Below are 16,444 nucleotides of genomic sequence, written 5' to 3' on the forward strand. Positions count from 1 at the left end.
ATTGAGCGCGGCGGAGCCTTCAGATCCTGTCGAGCCGCAGGAGGCCGCGCGGCTTTTCGAGCCTCTGGCGGGCGTTTCTGTGCTTGTGGCGCTGTCGGGCGGCGCGGATTCCGTCGCGCTTCTCTGGCTGCTGTGGCGCTGGGGAGGAGCCGGACGGCTGATCGCTGCCACGGTGGATCATGGTCTGCGCGAGGGCAGCCACGACGAGGCGGTGCGAGCCGGAGCTTTTGCGGCCAGTCTCGATGTGCCGCATGCGATCCTGTCCTGGCGGGGCAATAAACCTGAAACAGGCATCGAAGCCGAGGCACGTGCCGCACGCTATGCGCTGCTGGAGCAGCATATGGCCGTGGAGGGGGCGGGCTGGCTGGTCACGGCTCATACCCTGGACGATCAGGCCGAGACCGTGCTGCTGAGGCTGGCCGCGGGATCAGGCCCGTCCGGCCTCCGCGGCATGCGAAGGCTTGTGAAACGTTCCAATGGAATCATGCACTTGCGGCCACTTTTGCAGGTTCCGAAGTCGCGACTTGTGAAAGTGATTCAAGAGCGGGGCATCCCATGGAGCGAGGATCCCATGAACGCCGATCCGGCGTTCGCACGGGCGCGGCTGCGGCGGTCCATGGATGTGCTGGCCCGGGAAGGACTGACAAACAAACGCCTGGCTATCCTGGCGCAGCGTATGGGCCGAATGGATGAGGCCGTCGAAGCAGCGGTTGATCAGGCCTGGGCGCGCCATGTCAGCGGGACGGGCGGGGATTTCCGCATCGCGGCGGAGGCATTCGGCTTGCCGGAGGAGATCACACTGCGTCTGCTGCGGCGGGCGCTGGCCTCGAACGAGGACATTTTGTCCTTGCGCCTCGATCGCCTGGAAGCTCTTGCCGGTGCCCTCCGAGATGCCTTTCACGAGGGAGCGAGCCTGGTGAAAACCTTGGCAGGAATGAGGGTTGCGCTGACACGCAACGAGTTGCGCATCACACCGGCGCCGCCGCGCAGGCCGCGTTCACCCTCGTGAAGTGATTGTTTGGTAGGGTTCCATCACTTGGCAAGGGGCGGCAGCGCCCCTACATTTGCCACAGACGAGATGGACATTCCTGAGGATCCGTCTCTAGGTCGGGAAACACTATGAATCCGAATTTCCGGAATCTGGCCCTGTGGGTCATCATCGTCCTGCTTCTGCTGGCGCTGTTCACGCTCTTCCAGAGTCCGAGCCAGCGCGGCGGCACCAATGACATCGCCTTCTCGCAGTTCCTCACCGAGGTGGACAACGGCCGTGTGCGCGATGTCATCATCGAGGGGCCGAACCTGCAGGGCACTTTCGTGGATGGCCGCCAGTTCCGCACCTATGCGCCCAACGACCCAAGCATGGTCGAACGGCTCTATGGCAAGGGCGTCACCGTCACCGCGCGCCCCCCGCAGGACAGCGTCCCCTGGTTCATCAGCCTCCTGATCTCCTGGCTGCCGTTCCTCGCGCTGATCGGCGTGTGGATCTTCCTGTCGCGGCAGATGCAGGGCGGCGCGGGCAAGGCCATGGGCTTCGGCAAATCCAAGGCAAAGCTTCTGACGGAAGCCCATGGGCGCGTTACCTTCGATGACGTAGCCGGCGTGGAAGAGGCGAAGGATGACCTGCATGAGATCGTGGAGTTCCTGCGCGATCCGCAGAAGTTCCAGCGGCTCGGCGGCCGTATTCCCCGCGGTGTGCTGCTCGTCGGCCCTCCCGGCACCGGTAAGACGCTGATCGCACGCGCCGTCGCCGGCGAGGCGAATGTGCCCTTCTTCACCATCTCCGGTTCGGACTTCGTCGAGATGTTCGTCGGCGTCGGCGCCAGCCGTGTCCGCGACATGTTCGAGCAGGCCAAGAAGAACGCGCCCTGTATCATCTTCATCGACGAAATCGACGCGGTCGGCCGCCATCGTGGCGCCGGTCTCGGCGGCGGCAACGATGAGCGTGAGCAGACGCTGAACCAGCTCCTGGTGGAGATGGACGGCTTTGAGGCCAACGAAGGCATCATCATCATCGCCGCCACCAACCGTCCCGATGTGCTCGACCCCGCGCTGTTGCGTCCGGGCCGTTTTGACCGGCAGGTGGTTGTCCCCAACCCCGACATCGTCGGCCGCGAGCGCATCCTCAAGGTTCATGTCCGCAAGGTGCCGCTGGCTCCCGACGTTGACCTCAAGACCCTTGCACGCGGCACCCCCGGCTTCTCCGGCGCCGATCTCATGAACCTCGTCAACGAGGCTGCCCTCATGGCCGCCCGCCGTTCGAAGCGCATGGTGACGCACCAGGAGTTCGAGGACGCGAAGGACAAGATCATGATGGGTGCGGAGCGCCGCACGCTCGTCATGACCGAGGAAGAAAAGCGGCTGACAGCCTATCACGAGGCGGGCCACGCCGTGGTGGCGCTCAATGTGCCGGCGACCGATCCGGTGCACAAGGCGACCATCATTCCGCGCGGCCGCGCCCTCGGCATGGTCATGCAACTGCCCGAGCGGGACAAGCTGTCCATGTCCTACGAGCAGATGACCTCACGTCTTGCCATCCTCATGGGCGGCCGCGTGGCCGAGGAGATGATCTTCGGTCATGACAAGGTGACCTCGGGCGCTCAGAGCGACATCGATCAGGCGACGCGCCTGGCCCGGGCCATGGTGACCCGCTGGGGCTTCTCCAAGGAGCTCGGCAAGGTGGCCTATGGCGAGAACCAGGAGGAAGTGTTCCTCGGCCACTCCGTGTCTCGCCAGCAGAATGTGTCCGAGGCGACGGCCCAGAAGATCGACAATGAGGTCCGGCGTCTCGTGGAAGAGGGCTACCAGGAAGCGTCTCGGATTCTCACCGAGAGCCAGGAGTCTCTCGAAAACCTGGCTAAGGGGCTTATCGAATACGAGACTCTGACGGGCGAGGAGATCATCGGATTGCTCGCTGGCAAGCCGCCGGTGCGCGACGCCGACGAGCCGCCGGCCCCGCGCGGCTCGGCTGTGCCCTCGACCGGCAAGGCCCGCCCCAAGCCGACCGGTGACAGCGGCCTGGAGCCGCAACCCCAGGCTTGATTCAAAGCCAGATCCGGAAAACGGCGCCGTGGCAGCACGGCGCCGTTTCTCGTTTCCCGTGCACTGGAAACAATCTTTAAATTTTTGTGACGCCATCTTGCATGGTTTCGCGCTATCCATCAGCGAGCTTTCGCCAGGATCTCTAGACACATGACCCGCAAGTATTTCGGCACAGACGGTATTCGCGGCCGCGCCAACAAGTTTCCCATCACGCCTGACCTGGCGATGAAGGTGGGCATGGCGGCAGGGACGATCTTCCGCAACGGCCACCATCGCCACCGCGTCGTCATTGGCAAGGACACCCGTCTGTCCGGCTACATGATCGAGCAGGCGCTGACGTCGGGCTTTCTGTCGGTGGGGATGGACGTGATCCTTCTGGGGCCCATGCCGACCCCGGCGGTGGCCATGCTGACGCGCTCCATGCGCGCCGATCTCGGCGTCATGATCTCAGCCTCCCATAACCCCTATGCGGACAACGGCATCAAGCTGTTCGGACCGGATGGCTACAAGCTGTCCGATGAGGTGGAGGGCGAGATCGAGACCCTCATCGAATCGGACCTTACGCCTAAGTTGGCCGACAGCGACCAACTCGGCCGCGCACGCCGCATCGAGGAAGCTTCGGGCCGCTATATCGAATTTGCCAAACGGACCCTGACCCGCGCCGTTTCGTTCGAAGGCATGCGGGTTGTGGTCGACTGCGCCAATGGCGCGGCCTATCGCGCCGCGCCGGAAGCCCTGTGGGAGCTGGGGGCCGAAGTCATCGCCATCGGCGTGGAACCCGATGGCTTCAACATCAACCGCGACGTTGGTTCGACCGCTCCTGATGCCCTGGCCCGAAAGGTTCATGAGACGCGGGCCGACATCGGCATCGCGCTCGACGGTGACGCTGACCGCGTGCTCCTGGTGGACGAGAAGGGGCAGCTCATCGACGGCGACCAGCTCATGGCGGTGGTGGCGGAAAGCTGGGCGGACGATGGCCGCCTGTCGAAGCCCGGCATCGTCGCGACCATCATGTCCAATCTCGGCCTTGAGCGGCATCTCGGCAGCCGTGGCCTGACGCTGGTACGGACGCCCGTGGGCGATCGTTATGTGTCCGAGCAGATGCGGGCTCAGGGATACAACGTCGGCGGCGAGCAGTCCGGCCATATCATCCTGTCCGATTACGCCACGACGGGGGATGGCCTGGTCGCGGCACTTCAGGTGCTGAGCATGGTCAAGAAGCTCGACCGTCCGGTATCGGAGGTCTGTCGCCGCTTTGAGCCTCTGCCGCAGGTCCTGAAGAACGTGCGCTACAAGAAGGGCGGCCAGCCGCTGGAGCGTGCCGAAGTGCAGAAGGCCATCACTGATGCGACGGCGCGGCTCGGTGAGCGCGGGCGCCTTGTGATTCGGCCTTCGGGAACCGAACCCGTCATCCGCGTGATGGGTGAGGCGGATGATCCGGCGCTGGTTGAAACCGCCGTCAACGATGTCGTCAGCGCGCTCTCCGGCACTGCCGCCTGAGCATTTTTGGTTAATCACGCACGAAGATTGGTGACGCGGCGTTAAGGTTAAGAGGTTTTTAAGCAAGACAGTGGATTGTCCCGAAAGAGGACTCTTTCCGTGCGGGGCGCGGAAATCTTTCGGGGATGAATTCACATGCTACGTTTCACCGCCGCGCTTCTCGGAATTTCCGTTGCCGCCGCTGTCGTGCCCGTCGCCAAGGCGGCGGACCTGCCGCCTGCGCCGATCATCGCTCCGCCAGTGGAAGACATGAGCGGCTGGTACCTGCGGGGGCATATCGGCATCAGCAGCCAGCGGGTGCGCAAGCTCGACAATGCGCTGTTCGACGACACGGTGATCGTGTCGGAGAAGGACTTCGACGAATCAGTCTTCTTCGGCGGCGGCGTCGGCTACCAGCTCAATCGCTGGGTGCGCTTCGACGTGACGGCGGAATATCGGCACGACAGCGACTTTGACGGCTTCGACAGCTATTCCGGCTTCGGCGGCGGCACCAACGACTACCGCGCCAAGAAGAAGGAATATCTGTTCCTCGCCAACGCCTATGTGGACATCGGCACCTGGTATGGCATCACGCCTTACGTCGGCGCGGGCATCGGCGCGACGCGGCTGTCAATCGGCGATCTGACCGACGTCAACGAGGTCACCGGCGGCGGCGGCTATGCCGGAACCGAGCACGAGTGGAACCTCGCCTGGGCGCTCTATGCCGGCTTCGGCTACCAGCTGACCCAGAACTGGACCCTGGACCTCGGCTACCGCTACCTCAATCTCGGCGATGGCCGCACCGGCGACATCATCAATTTCGATGGCACCAACGCGGTCTACAATCCTCTGGAGTTCAAGGACGTCAGCAGCCACGACTTCATGATCGGCCTGCGCTATCGCTTCGGCGGCTCGCCCGCGCCCATGTTCGGCGACGAAGAACCGCTCTTCGCCAAGTTCTGATCCAGGTTTCGTCAAACCTTCAAGGCCGGGCCATCGCCCGGCCTTTTTAGTTTGTTCATTGCGTTCGGCGCGGGTGGCGCGCCGAGGGGAGGGCCTCCTTGACAGCGCCGCTGGAGAGGAGTAGCGCCATCCGTGGGACACCTTCCCCCAACGGAAGGCGCCTATCTGAAAGGATAGCCAACATGACGACTGCAAAGCCGGGCACGATGCCCGCGAATCCGAAGTTTTCTTCCGGCCCCTGCGCAAAGCGCCCCGGCTGGTCTCTCCAATCCCTTCACGACGCACTGCTCGGCCGGTCTCACCGCGCCAAGCCAGGCAAGGCAAAGCTCAAGCTCGCGATCGATCTGACGCGCGAGATCCTCGGCGTGCCTGATGACTACCGCATCGGCATCGTTCCGGCCTCCGACACCGGCGCCGTTGAAATGGCCATGTGGTCGATGCTTGGCGCACGCGGCGTCGACATGCTCGCCTGGGAAAGCTTCGGCGAAGGCTGGGTCACCGACGTGGTGAAGCAGCTCAAGCTGCAGGATGCCCGGATCATCAAGTCGGGCTATGGCGAGCTTCCCGATCTTTCCACCGTCGACAGCAAGGCCCGCGACGTCGTCTTTACCTGGAACGGCACGACCTCGGGCGTGCGCGTGCCCAATGCCGACTGGATCGCGGCCGACCGCGAGGGCATCACCATCTGCGATGCAACCTCGGCGGCCTTCGCGCAGGACCTCGACTGGGCCAAGCTCGATGTGGTGACCTTCTCCTGGCAGAAGGTGCTCGGCGGGGAGGCGGCCCATGGCATGCTGATCCTCAGCCCGAAGGCTGTTCAGCGTCTGGAAAGCTATACGCCGGCCTGGCCTCTGCCGAAGATCTTCCGCATGACCAAGGGCGGCAAGCTGATCGAAGGCATCTTCGTCGGCGAGACCATCAACACGCCCTCCATGCTCTGCGTCGAGGACTACATCGACGCCCTCAACTGGGCCAAGAACATCGGCGGCGGACGCGCGCTCATCGAACGCGCCAATGCCAACACCAAGGTGCTGGCCGACTGGGCGGCCAAGACCGACTGGGTCGACTTCCTGGCAGCCGATCCGGCGATCCGCTCCAACACCTCAGTCTGCATGAAGATCGTCGATCCCGCCGTCACGGCGCTTCCCGACGAGGCCCAGGCCGCCTTCGCCAAATCGCTGGCCTCCACGTTGGAGAAGGAAGGCGTGGCGCTCGACATCGGCGCTTATCGCGATGCGCCTCCCGGCCTTCGCATCTGGTGCGGCTCCACCGTGGAGACGTCGGACATCAAGGCGCTGACGCCGTGGCTCGACTGGGCGTTCGCCAACGCGAAGTCCGAACTCGCCACCGCCTGATCGTTCTTCCGCATGGCCGGCACCATCCGGCCATGCTTTCCGATCCCGAAGATTTTTGCCTTGAACCGACCGGCCTGGCGCCGGGATCGCATCACCACATTTTCGAGGAGCAGCCGTTATGGCACCCAAAGTACTCATCTCCGACAAGATTTCCCCCGCAGCTGTGCAGATCTTCAAGGATCGCGGCGTCGACGTCACCTATGAGCCCGACCTCGGCAAGGACAAGGAAAAGCTCGCCGCCGTCATCGGCCAGTATGACGGCCTCGCGATCCGCTCGGCGACCAAGGCCACCGACAAGATCATTGCCGCCGCCACAAATCTGAAGGTGATCGGCCGCGCCGGCATCGGCGTCGATAACGTCGATATCCCGGCGGCAACCGCCAAGGGCATCATCGTGATGAACACGCCTTTCGGCAATTCCATCACGACCGCCGAACATGCCATCGCCATGATGTTCGCGCTGGCCCGCGAGCTTCCCGCCGCCGACGCCTCCACCCAGGCCGGTAAGTGGGAAAAGAACCGCTTCATGGGCGTCGAGATCACCGCCAAGACGCTTGGCGTCATCGGTTGCGGCAACATCGGCTCCATCGTCGCCGAGCGCGGTATCGGCCTGAAGATGAAGGTCATCGCCTTCGACCCGTTCCTGTCGCCGGAGCGCGCGCGGGAGATGGGCGTGGAAAAGGTCGAGCTGGACGAGCTTCTGGCTCGGGCCGACTTCATCACCCTGCACACGCCGCTCACCGACAAGACCAAGAACATCCTGTCGGCGGAAAGCCTTGCCAAGACCAAGAAGGGCGTCCGCATCATCAACTGCGCCCGTGGCGGCCTCGTCGACGAGGTGGCGCTTCGCGCCGCGCTCGACAGCGGCCATGTCGCCGGTGCGGCATTCGACGTCTTCGTGACGGAGCCGGCTACCGAGAACGTGCTGTTCGGCCACCCGAACGTCATCGCCACACCGCACCTCGGCGCCTCCACCAATGAAGCGCAGGAGAACGTGGCTCTCCAGGTTGCCGAGCAGATGGCGGATTATCTGGTGCGCGGCGCGATCACCAATGCGATCAACTTCCCGTCCATCTCGGCCGAGGAAGCTCCGCGCCTGAAGCCTTTCGTGGAACTGGCTGAAAAGCTCGGCTCATTCGCCGGGCAGCTCACCGAGACGGGCCTCAAGGGCATCCGTATCGAATATGAGGGTGCCGTTGCGGACATGAACACCCGCGCGCTCACCTCGGCTGCGGTGGCAGGCGTGCTGCGCCCCATGCTGTCGGACGTCAACATGGTGTCCGCTCCGGCTGTCGCGCGTGAGCGCGGCATAGCTATCGAAGAGGTGCGCCGTGAGGCATCCGCCAATTACGAGAGCGCGATCAAGCTGGTGATCCAGACCGAGAAGCAGAGCCGCAGCGTGACAGGCACCGTCTTTGCCGACGGCAAGCCCCGCATCATCGAGATCAAGGGCATCTCGATCGACGCCGAATTCGGTGCGTCCATGCTCTATGTCACCAACACCGACCAGCCGGGCTATATCGGCGCGCTCGGCTCCACGCTCGGCCAGGCCGGCGTCAACATCGCCACCTTCAATCTCGGTCGTACCTCCCCGGGCGGTGATGCCATCGCCATCGTGCAGGTGGATGGCCCCATCGCCAATGATGTGGTGGAGAAGGTGAAGGCGCTGCCGCAGGTGAAGCAGGCGAAAGCCCTGACGTTCTGATCGTGACCGGGCGCAGGTTGGCGCCCACCGATCCCAACGACGAAAGAGCCGGATGCGGTGATGCATCCGGCTCTTCTTGTTCGTGTCGTTCAATTCATGCGGCTGGCACGGTCGAGCCCCGCTCCATCGTCACCGAAGGCGCGGCTTGCGCGGGCAGCCGCCTGAAGCAACGGCTGTCTCATCTTCATCAGGAAGTCTTCCGTCACACGGATGCGCGGGCCGGCGAGGGTGAGGACACCGACCAGATTCTGTCCGGGAGAGAACACGGGAGCCGATATGCCCGCGGTCTCGGGATCGCGCTCACCCAGGGCCATGTAGAAGAAATCTCGTCGGATGGCGTCATAGGGCTCCCCCGCCTTGCCGGAGAAGGCGGCCAGGACCCGGCCGCCGGAACCTGATTCCAGCGGCAGCACATCGCCTTCGCGGATGCTGTAGCGGATCGGGTGCTTGGACTCGACGCGATAGAGGCAGGTCCGCAGCGCTCCCGACCTCACATAGAAGGCGACACTCTCCAGGGAGAGATCCGACAGCTCCCGCATGATCGGCAGCATGATGTCGTTGGCCGCGACCGAGCGCTGATACATGGTCCCGAGCTGAAATGCCGCTGGCCCAATGCGGTAGCGGCCATCCTCCAGCCGCTCCATGAACTGATGCTCCAGCAGCGAGACCACCAGCCGCAGGATCGTGCTCTTGTAGAGCCCCGTCCGCGCGGCAAGTTCCGCCAGGCTCAGTGACCTGTCCTTGGCTGTGAAGGCGGTCAGGATGGCAATGGCTCGGTTCAGGGCGGCAACTCCGCCGCCCGTCGCGGAGGAATCGCCGTCGGCTGCTGGTGCCATGCAAATCTCCAATCTCTTGTGTGATGACCGTAGCAGCTTGTTTTCGTTCTGTCTAACAGAACGTTATTCTTCTTGACAGAACAAAACGTCATGGGCTTACTGACGCGGCAAGGTTGGCCACGCCACCATTCAAGACGCCGTCAGGCGCTCCCAGGGAGGGAATTCCATATGGACAGACGCAGCTTTCTTCTGACCGCCGCCGCCTTCGGTGCAGCCGGCCTTCTGCCCGGCGTCTCGCCGGCTTTCGCGCAGGATATCCAGCAATTGCAGATGTTCGTGCCGGCCGCTCCCGGTGGCGGCTGGGACCAGACGGCCCGCACGATGGATCAGGTTCTGCGCAAGGAGAAGCTGATCGGCGGCGCCCAGATCACGAACGTCGGTGGCGCGGGCGGCACCGTCGGGCTGCCGCAGTTCGTCAATCAGTGGAAGGGGCGTGACAACGCCCTCATGGTCGGCGGCATGGTCATGGTGGGCAGCATCATCGCCAATCGCTCGGCCAACGACCTGAGCCAGGTGACGCCGATCGCGCGGCTGACGGGTGAGTTCGAAGCCCTGGTCGTTCCGGCGGCATCGCCCTTCAAGACAACGCAGGACTTCCTCGACGCCCTCAAAGCGGATCCGACAAAGGTGCCGGTCGCGGGCGGATCGGCAGGTGGATCCGATCACATCCTGTTTGGTCTGATCGCCAAAGCCGTCGGCGTGAAGGCAACGAGCCTGTCCTATGTGCCTTTTGCCGGCGGGGGCGAAGCTTTGGCGTCGCTGCTGGGCAATCAGGTCGCGGGCGGCATTTCCGGCTATGGAGAATTCGCCGAGCAGGTTAAGGCGGGAGGACTTCGGGTCCTCGCGATCTCGTCCGACAGCCGGCAGCCCGGCATCGATGCCCCGACGCTGAAGGAAGCCGGCGTGGACGTCGAGCTCTTCAACTGGCGCGGCGTTTTCGCTCCTCCCGGGATCACCGACGAGAACAAGTCGGCGATGATCAAGCTGATGGAGACCATGTCGGCCAGCGAGGCCTGGCAGGCCGAATGCAAGAATCGCGGCTGGACGCCCATCCTGATGACCGGCGACGATTACGACCGGTTCCTGAAGGAGGACACAGCGCGGATCGAGGCGATCCTCAAGGACCTCGGCCTGGCGTGATCGACGGGTGGGCGCGGCCAACTCCGCCGCGCTCACCTCTCTCCCCGCAATGACCCACTATATCTGGAGTGATACGATGAGCCTCAGCGATGAGCGCCGCGCCCCCGCGCGCCTTGCATTGCCCGAGCTGTCCATCGCGCTGGGCCTGATGGCCTGCGCCGGCATTGCCATATGGCAGGTCGTGGCGATCCCGGTCTCGCCCATGTACTCCAAGGTCGGACCAACAGTTTTTCCCTATATGACGAGCGCGGGGCTTGTTCTCCTGTCCCTGCTGCTCCTGATCTCGGCGGTACGGGGCGGATGGCAGCCCCAGGAAGAGAAGGACACGGCTGTCCACTGGCGATCAGTCCTGTTTGTCGCCGCCGGTCTTCTTGCCAACGTCGTTCTCATCAAGCCCCTCGGCTTCACGGCCGCATCGGTCGTCCTGTTCGTGCTCGTGTGCCATGGGTTCGGCAGCAGGCGGCCGGGACGTGATGCTCTGATCGGCCTGGTGCTTTCGCTTGCCGTCTACTTTGGCTTCGCCAAGGCGCTCGGCGTCAGCATCGGCTCCGGCTTCATCGAAAATCTGCTCGGAGGCTGACATGGAGACGCTCACCCAGCTTGCGAACGGATTTGCCGTCGCGCTCACGCCGGCGAACCTGATGTGGTGCTTGGTGGGCACGACACTCGGCACCGCCATTGGCGTGCTGCCGGGCCTGGGGCCGGCGCTCACCATCGCGCTTTTGCTGCCCATCACCTATCAGGTCGCTCCGGAAGCTTCCTTCATCCTGTTCGCGGGCATTTACTACGGCGCGATGTATGGCGGGTCGACCACATCGATCCTCCTCAACACACCAGGCGAGAGCGCGACGATTGTGACCGCGCTCGAAGGCAACCGCATGGCACGATCAGGCCGCGCGGGAGCCGCCCTCGCAACCGCAGCGATCGGCTCTTTCGTCGCCGGTCTGATCGGCACCGCAGGCGTTGCTTTCCTCGCACCCGTCGTCGTCAGTGTCGCGCTGGCCTTCGGCGCGGCGGAATATTTCGCTCTGATGGTGCTGGCCTTCGTCATGGTCTCGGCCGTGCTCGGATCATCGGCGGTGCGCGGCCTCAGCAGCCTGTTCCTCGGCTTCGTCCTCGGCATGATCGGCGTGGATCTGCAAACCGGCCAGCCGCGCTTCACCTTTGGGCTGACCGAACTGCTCGACGGGGTCAATGTGGTCGTCGCGGCTGTTGGTCTCTTCGCCGTGGGAGAGACGCTCTACATGGTTTCCCGCCTGCGCGCCGGCAAAGACGAAGTCGTACCGCTGAAGGGCTCGCTCTATATGACCGCTGCGGAATGGGGGCGCTCATGGAAGGCCTGGATCCGCGGAGCCTTCATCGGCTTTCCCATCGGCGCCATGCCCGCCGGTGGCGCTGAAATCCCCACCTTCCTGTCTTATGCCCTGGAAAAGCGGCTCTCCAAGCACAAGGAAGAGTTTGGCACGATCGGAGCCATCGAAGGCGTCGCGGGGCCGGAGGCGGCCAACAATGCATCCGCCGCCGGCGTGCTTGTCCCCATGCTGACGCTTGGCCTGCCGACTTCGGCCACGGCCGCGATCATGCTGTCGGCATTCCAGAGCTACGGCATCAGCCCCGGCCCCATGCTTTTGCAGACGCAGCCGGCGCTGGTCTGGGGCCTGATCGCCAGCCTGTTCATCGCCAATGTCGTCCTGGTGTTTCTCAACCTGCCGCTGATCGGCTTGTGGGTCCGCATGCTGCGCATTCCGGCGCCGCAGCTTTACGCGGGCATCCTGATCTTCGCCACGGTCGGAACTTACGGCATCTCGCAGTCGCCCATCGACCTCGTGGTGCTCTATGTGCTTGGAGCGATCGGCTTCGTCATGCGGCGCTATGATTTTCCCATCGCACCCGTCATCATCGGCATGATCCTCGGACCGCTTGCGGAAACGCAGTTCCGCCGCGCCATGACCATCTCCAATGGCGACTGGTCGGTCTTCTACACGCATCCGCTGTCGCTCACGCTGCTGTCCCTCGCGGCCTTTGCCTTGCTCACACCTTTTCTCTTCAGCCTGATCAGGCAGCGGCGCATGCGCGGCCTCGCGCATGTTCCCGGCGATGCCTGATACTCAGGAGTTTTCATGACGAATTTGCTTGAGGGCATCCGTGTCCTCGATCTCACCAATGTCCTTGCCGGGCCTTATTGCGCCTATCAGCTGGCGCTGCTCGGTGCCGACGTCATCAAGGTCGAGACGCCCAATGGCGGCGATCTCGCGCGTCAGCTGGGAGCGTCATCGGAGCTGAACAGGGCCGGTATGGGCGCCTCCTTCCTCGCCCAGAACGCCGGCAAGAAGTCGGTGGTGGTCGATCTCAAACACGAGGCGGATCGGGAAAAATTCCTCGATCTCGTCGCATCAGCTGACGCGCTGGTTGAGAATTTCCGGCCGGGCGTGATGGAACGGCTTGGCCTTGGGTACGAGGAGCTCAGCCGGGTGAAGCCGGGGCTGGTCTATTGCGCCATTTCCGGTTTCGGCCAAACCGGTCCGATGCGCAACAATCCCGCCTACGACCAGATCATCCAGGGCCTTTCCGGGGTCATGAGCATTACGGGAACGGCGGATACGGCGCCGCTGCGGGTCGGCTATCCCGTTGCCGACACGCTCGGAGGCCTTGTCGGCGCCTTTGCCATCGTGTCCGCCCTGATCCGGCAGAAGACGACGGGGCAGGGTGCCTTCCTCGATGTCTCCATGCTGGAATGCACCCTCTCCGCGCTCGGCTGGCCGGTATCCAATTATCTCACCGCCGATGTGGAGCCACGGCCCATGGGCAACGAGAACATGACGGCCTCGCCCTCCGGCGCCTTCCGGACCGCCGATGGCCTGCTCAACATCGCCGCCAACAAGCAGGAGCAGTTCGTCACGCTCTGCCAGCTGATCGACCGGGCGAATCTATCGGCCGATCCCCGCTTCGCCGAGCGGGAAGCGCGCAAGGTCAATCGTGCCGCGCTGACAGCCGAAATCGAGGCGCGCCTGATGACACGATCCGCGCTGGAGTGGGAAGGGATCTTCAACCGCGCCGGCGTGCCCGCCGGGCGCATCCTCACCATCCCTCAGGTGCTGACCGAGCCGCAGGTGGTCGAGCGTCAGCTCACGTCGAGCTTCCCCGACCGTGGCGAGGACGGACGGCCGCTGACGGTGCTCAGGGGCGGCTTTCTCGTGGATGGCGCCGCGCCGCGCCCCTCGCTCGCCCCGCCAGAACTTGGCGAACACACGGACGATGTCTTCGCCAGCCTTACGCCGCGTGATCGAAAGGATGCTGTCGCATGAGTGAGAGGAAAACCGGACGGGAACGCGGCGAGGAATGGTGGTCGACCGACATCATCGAAATGCATCCGGGAACGATCCGGCTGCGGGGCTATGAGATCCAGGATCTCATCGGCAATGTCAGCTTTCCCGCCATGATCTGGCTGATGCTGCGTGGCGAGCTGCCGACCGAGGAGCAGGCGGTGCTGCTTGGCATCGCGCTTGCCGCTGCTGTGGATCACGGGCCGCAGGCCCCCTCCATCGCGATCGCCCGCATCGCGGCCACCTGCGGCGTCGGCATCAACAGTGCCATGGCCTCGGCCGTCAACGTGCTGGGGGATGTCCATGGCGGCGCCGGTGAACAGGCCCTGGAATTCTACGGTGCCATCGCGGCGGATATGGACGGTGGCGCATCGCTTGAAGATGCCGTCCGGGATCGGCTCGACCGCTTCTTTGCTGAAACCAAAGGCTATGTCCCCGGCTTCGGACATCGCTTCCACCCCGTTGATCCCAGAGCGCCGAGGCTTCTGGAGATCACGCGCCAGTATGCCCGGGAAGGGGTCATCAACGGCCGTTTCGCAGGCATCGCCGAGGCCATCGAGGCCGACATCGCAGCCCGCAAGGGCAAGACAATCCCCATGAACATCGATGGCGCGACGGCGGTTATCTATGGGGAACTGGGGTTCCCGCCGACGCTGACGCGCGGCCTGTTCGTCCTGTCCCGTTCGGTGGGCATCCTGGCCCATGCCTGGGAGCAGTCTCAGAAGCCGGATCGCAACAAGGGTCCGCTGCCCCGCGAATGGCTCTGGGCCTATACGGGTGCGCCGCCGCGCAAGCTGTAGAACAAACGGCCGTCGGTCCCTTACTGCGGCACGATGCCGGCCTTGCTGACAATCTCCTTGTAACGGACCCGCTCGTCCGCCCCGAAGGCCGTGAACTCTTCCGGTGTCATCGGGCTCGGGACAGCGCCGATCTCCTTCAGTCTCTTGTCGACTTCGGGCTTGGCGACGATCCGCTTCACATCGGCAGACACTTTGTCGACGATTGCCTTTGGCGTTCCTGCCGGCGCGAAGAGGCCATGCCATGATTGGGCGTCGAAACCGGGCAGGGTCTCCGCCACCGACGGCAGATCGGGCGCCGCCGCGCTGCGCTCCGGGCTGGTGACGGCAACGGCGCGGATGGTGCCGCTTTGCGCTTGCGGAAGGGCGGAGGTGATATTGTCGAAGGCGAGATCGATCTCGCCCGCGATAAGGGCCGCCATGACTTCGTTGGATGCCTTGTAGGGCACATGGTTGAGCTTGGTCCCGGTCATGGCCTGAAAGAGCTCGGCGGGCAGGTGAGGCGCGCTGCCGATGCCTGATGAGCCGAAGTTCAGCTCGCCCGGATGAGCCTTGGCGTAATCGATCAGATCCTGCACGGTCTTGATGGGCAGCTTGTTGCTGACCGCCAGAAGGTTGGGGACCTTGGCGAAAAGCCCGACCGGCTGGAAATCCTTTTCCGCGTCGTAACGCAGCGAGGCATAGACGAAGGGCGCGATGGCGTGGGTGCTGGCCGTGCCCACGAGGAAGGTCTGGCCGTCGTTTTCGGCGGCGGCCGCCGCGGCCGCACCCACGGTGCCGCCCGCGCCGGACTTGTTCTCCACCACGAACGGCTTGCCGTATTTAGCCTGCATGTCATTGGTGAAGATACGGGCGAACATGTCGGTGGTGCCGCCCGCGGCAAAGGGCACGATCACCCAGACGTCGCTCTTCGGCCAGTTTTCCTCGGCGCGCGCGGCAAGGCTGGCCCCCATGCACGCGAGGGCCGTGAGCAGGATCAGTTTTCTCATCGATGTTTCCTCCCGGTTTCGGCCGCCCTCTTGCGGGGCTTCGCCATCGATTTTTCAGCTGTCATCGGGAACCGCGACCGGGAAGGGCGGCTTCCCGGAGGCGACGCGGTTCAGATAGTCCTTCTTGCTGGTCTGGAGATGCTCGACGCAGAGCTGCGCGAAGACCCAGGGGTCATCGCCCTGCAGAAGCTCGATCATCATGTCATGCTCGCGCCGTGACTTGGCGAGACCCGCTGGATCGGCAAGCGTTTTGGACCTCACCAGCAGCGTCAGGCTGACATATTCCTGCAGCGTCTGGGCCAGATAGCGGTTGCCACAGGCGGCGAAGAGCGCGGCATGAAACTCCTCGTTGATTTCATGCAGATCACGAAGGCGGCCCTCTTCGGCGGCTTTGATATAGCGGGCCTGAATCTCGATCAGCTGATCGATCAGCGCCGGGGGCGCGGGCAGGGGCGTCATCAAGGCCGCCTGCCGGGTCAGCATCTCACGCACTTGATAGATCTGCCGGATCTGTTCGGCCGAATAGGAGGCGACCGTCGCGCCGATGTTCTTTTCGCGGCGGACGATCCCGCTGCGCTCGAGCTGCACCAACGCCTGGCGGATAAAATGACGGGTCGCGCCATGACGCGCCATGAGTGCGTCTTCCACTAGCCGCGAGCCGGGCGCGAGCCTGCCGAAGATGATGTCCTCTTCGATCGCGCGAACGAGATCCTCAAGGGCCCTGTCACGTGAAGGAGACGTCTCAATCATTGCCGTCAGAACCTCTGACCTCTTCAGTCAGCATGAACGATGGGGCCGAAAAGCAGGATTGTCAATAA

General features: G+C 63.9%; 14 protein-coding genes. 11 read left to right on the forward strand and 3 right to left on the reverse strand.

Going from position 1 to position 16,444, the window contains the following annotated elements:
* The first annotated feature begins 1 nt into the window (after window position 1).
* The 6 genes from tilS to serA all read left to right on the forward strand — a co-directional run bounded on the left by tilS (window position 2) and on the right by serA (window position 8,541).
* Window positions 2-1,009 carry a tRNA lysidine(34) synthetase TilS gene (gene tilS, locus IEV58_RS07855; RefSeq protein WP_188409205.1) on the forward strand — a complete coding sequence of 336 codons (1,008 nt, stop codon included), beginning with the start codon at window positions 2-4 and terminating at the stop codon, window positions 1,007-1,009.
* Window positions 1,010-1,119: 110 nt separating this feature from the next.
* The gene (ftsH, locus tag IEV58_RS07860; RefSeq protein WP_188409206.1) at window positions 1,120-3,039 is read left to right on the forward strand and encodes an ATP-dependent zinc metalloprotease FtsH; all 1,920 of its coding nucleotides are present in this window, start codon (window positions 1,120-1,122) and stop codon (window positions 3,037-3,039) included.
* A 150-nt stretch (window positions 3,040-3,189) separates the two neighbouring features.
* Window positions 3,190-4,539, forward strand: a complete 1,350-nt coding sequence (glmM, locus tag IEV58_RS07865) for a phosphoglucosamine mutase (RefSeq protein WP_188409207.1) — start codon at window positions 3,190-3,192, stop codon at window positions 4,537-4,539.
* A 135-nt stretch (window positions 4,540-4,674) separates the two neighbouring features.
* Window positions 4,675-5,481: an outer membrane protein gene (locus IEV58_RS07870; RefSeq protein WP_188409208.1), complete on the forward strand. Its 807-nt coding sequence runs from the start codon at window positions 4,675-4,677 to the stop codon at window positions 5,479-5,481.
* Between the two features lie 182 nt (window positions 5,482-5,663).
* Window positions 5,664-6,836: a phosphoserine transaminase gene (locus IEV58_RS07875; protein WP_188409209.1), complete on the forward strand. Its 1,173-nt coding sequence runs from the start codon at window positions 5,664-5,666 to the stop codon at window positions 6,834-6,836.
* 118 nt (window positions 6,837-6,954) lie between these two features.
* Entirely contained in the window at window positions 6,955-8,541 is a 1,587-nt protein-coding gene (gene serA, locus IEV58_RS07880; RefSeq protein ID WP_188409210.1) for a phosphoglycerate dehydrogenase, read from the forward strand.
* 89 nt (window positions 8,542-8,630) lie between these two features.
* Here the strand turns inward: serA and IEV58_RS07885 are convergent, their stop codons facing one another.
* Window positions 8,631-9,377: an IclR family transcriptional regulator gene (locus IEV58_RS07885; protein WP_188409211.1), complete on the reverse strand. Its 747-nt coding sequence runs from the start codon at window positions 9,375-9,377 to the stop codon at window positions 8,631-8,633.
* A 168-nt stretch (window positions 9,378-9,545) separates the two neighbouring features.
* On the opposite strand from IEV58_RS07885, the gene IEV58_RS07890 reads away from it, so the two are divergent.
* The 5 genes from IEV58_RS07890 (at window position 9,546) to IEV58_RS07910 (ending at window position 14,640) form a co-directional block, all read left to right on the forward strand.
* Window positions 9,546-10,517, forward strand: coding sequence for a Bug family tripartite tricarboxylate transporter substrate binding protein (locus IEV58_RS07890; RefSeq protein ID WP_188409212.1), 972 nt, complete (start codon window positions 9,546-9,548; stop codon window positions 10,515-10,517).
* A gap of 76 nt (window positions 10,518-10,593) precedes the next feature.
* Window positions 10,594-11,097: a tripartite tricarboxylate transporter TctB family protein gene (locus IEV58_RS07895; protein WP_188409213.1), complete on the forward strand. Its 504-nt coding sequence runs from the start codon at window positions 10,594-10,596 to the stop codon at window positions 11,095-11,097.
* A gap of 1 nt (window position 11,098) precedes the next feature.
* Window positions 11,099-12,622 carry a tripartite tricarboxylate transporter permease gene (locus tag IEV58_RS07900; protein WP_188409214.1) on the forward strand — a complete coding sequence of 508 codons (1,524 nt, stop codon included), beginning with the start codon at window positions 11,099-11,101 and terminating at the stop codon, window positions 12,620-12,622.
* A 15-nt stretch (window positions 12,623-12,637) separates the two neighbouring features.
* Window positions 12,638-13,822: a CaiB/BaiF CoA transferase family protein gene (locus tag IEV58_RS07905; RefSeq protein WP_188409215.1), complete on the forward strand. Its 1,185-nt coding sequence runs from the start codon at window positions 12,638-12,640 to the stop codon at window positions 13,820-13,822.
* Window positions 13,819-14,640, forward strand: coding sequence for a citryl-CoA lyase (locus IEV58_RS07910; protein WP_188409216.1), 822 nt, complete (start codon window positions 13,819-13,821; stop codon window positions 14,638-14,640). The genes IEV58_RS07905 and IEV58_RS07910 overlap by 4 nt, the downstream gene beginning before the upstream one ends.
* 20 nt (window positions 14,641-14,660) lie before the next feature.
* Here the strand turns inward: IEV58_RS07910 and IEV58_RS07915 are convergent, their stop codons facing one another.
* Complete coding sequence (locus tag IEV58_RS07915; protein WP_188409217.1) at window positions 14,661-15,626, reverse strand: Bug family tripartite tricarboxylate transporter substrate binding protein; 966 nt, start codon at window positions 15,624-15,626, stop codon at window positions 14,661-14,663.
* Between the two features lie 54 nt (window positions 15,627-15,680).
* The gene (locus tag IEV58_RS07920) at window positions 15,681-16,376 is read right to left on the reverse strand and encodes a GntR family transcriptional regulator (protein WP_188409218.1); all 696 of its coding nucleotides are present in this window, start codon (window positions 16,374-16,376) and stop codon (window positions 15,681-15,683) included.
* Window positions 16,377-16,444 lie beyond the last annotated feature (68 nt).

This window comes from Agaricicola taiwanensis (genome assembly GCF_014635245.1).
GTDB classification, from domain to species: Bacteria; Pseudomonadota; Alphaproteobacteria; order Rhizobiales; family Methylopilaceae; genus Agaricicola; species Agaricicola taiwanensis.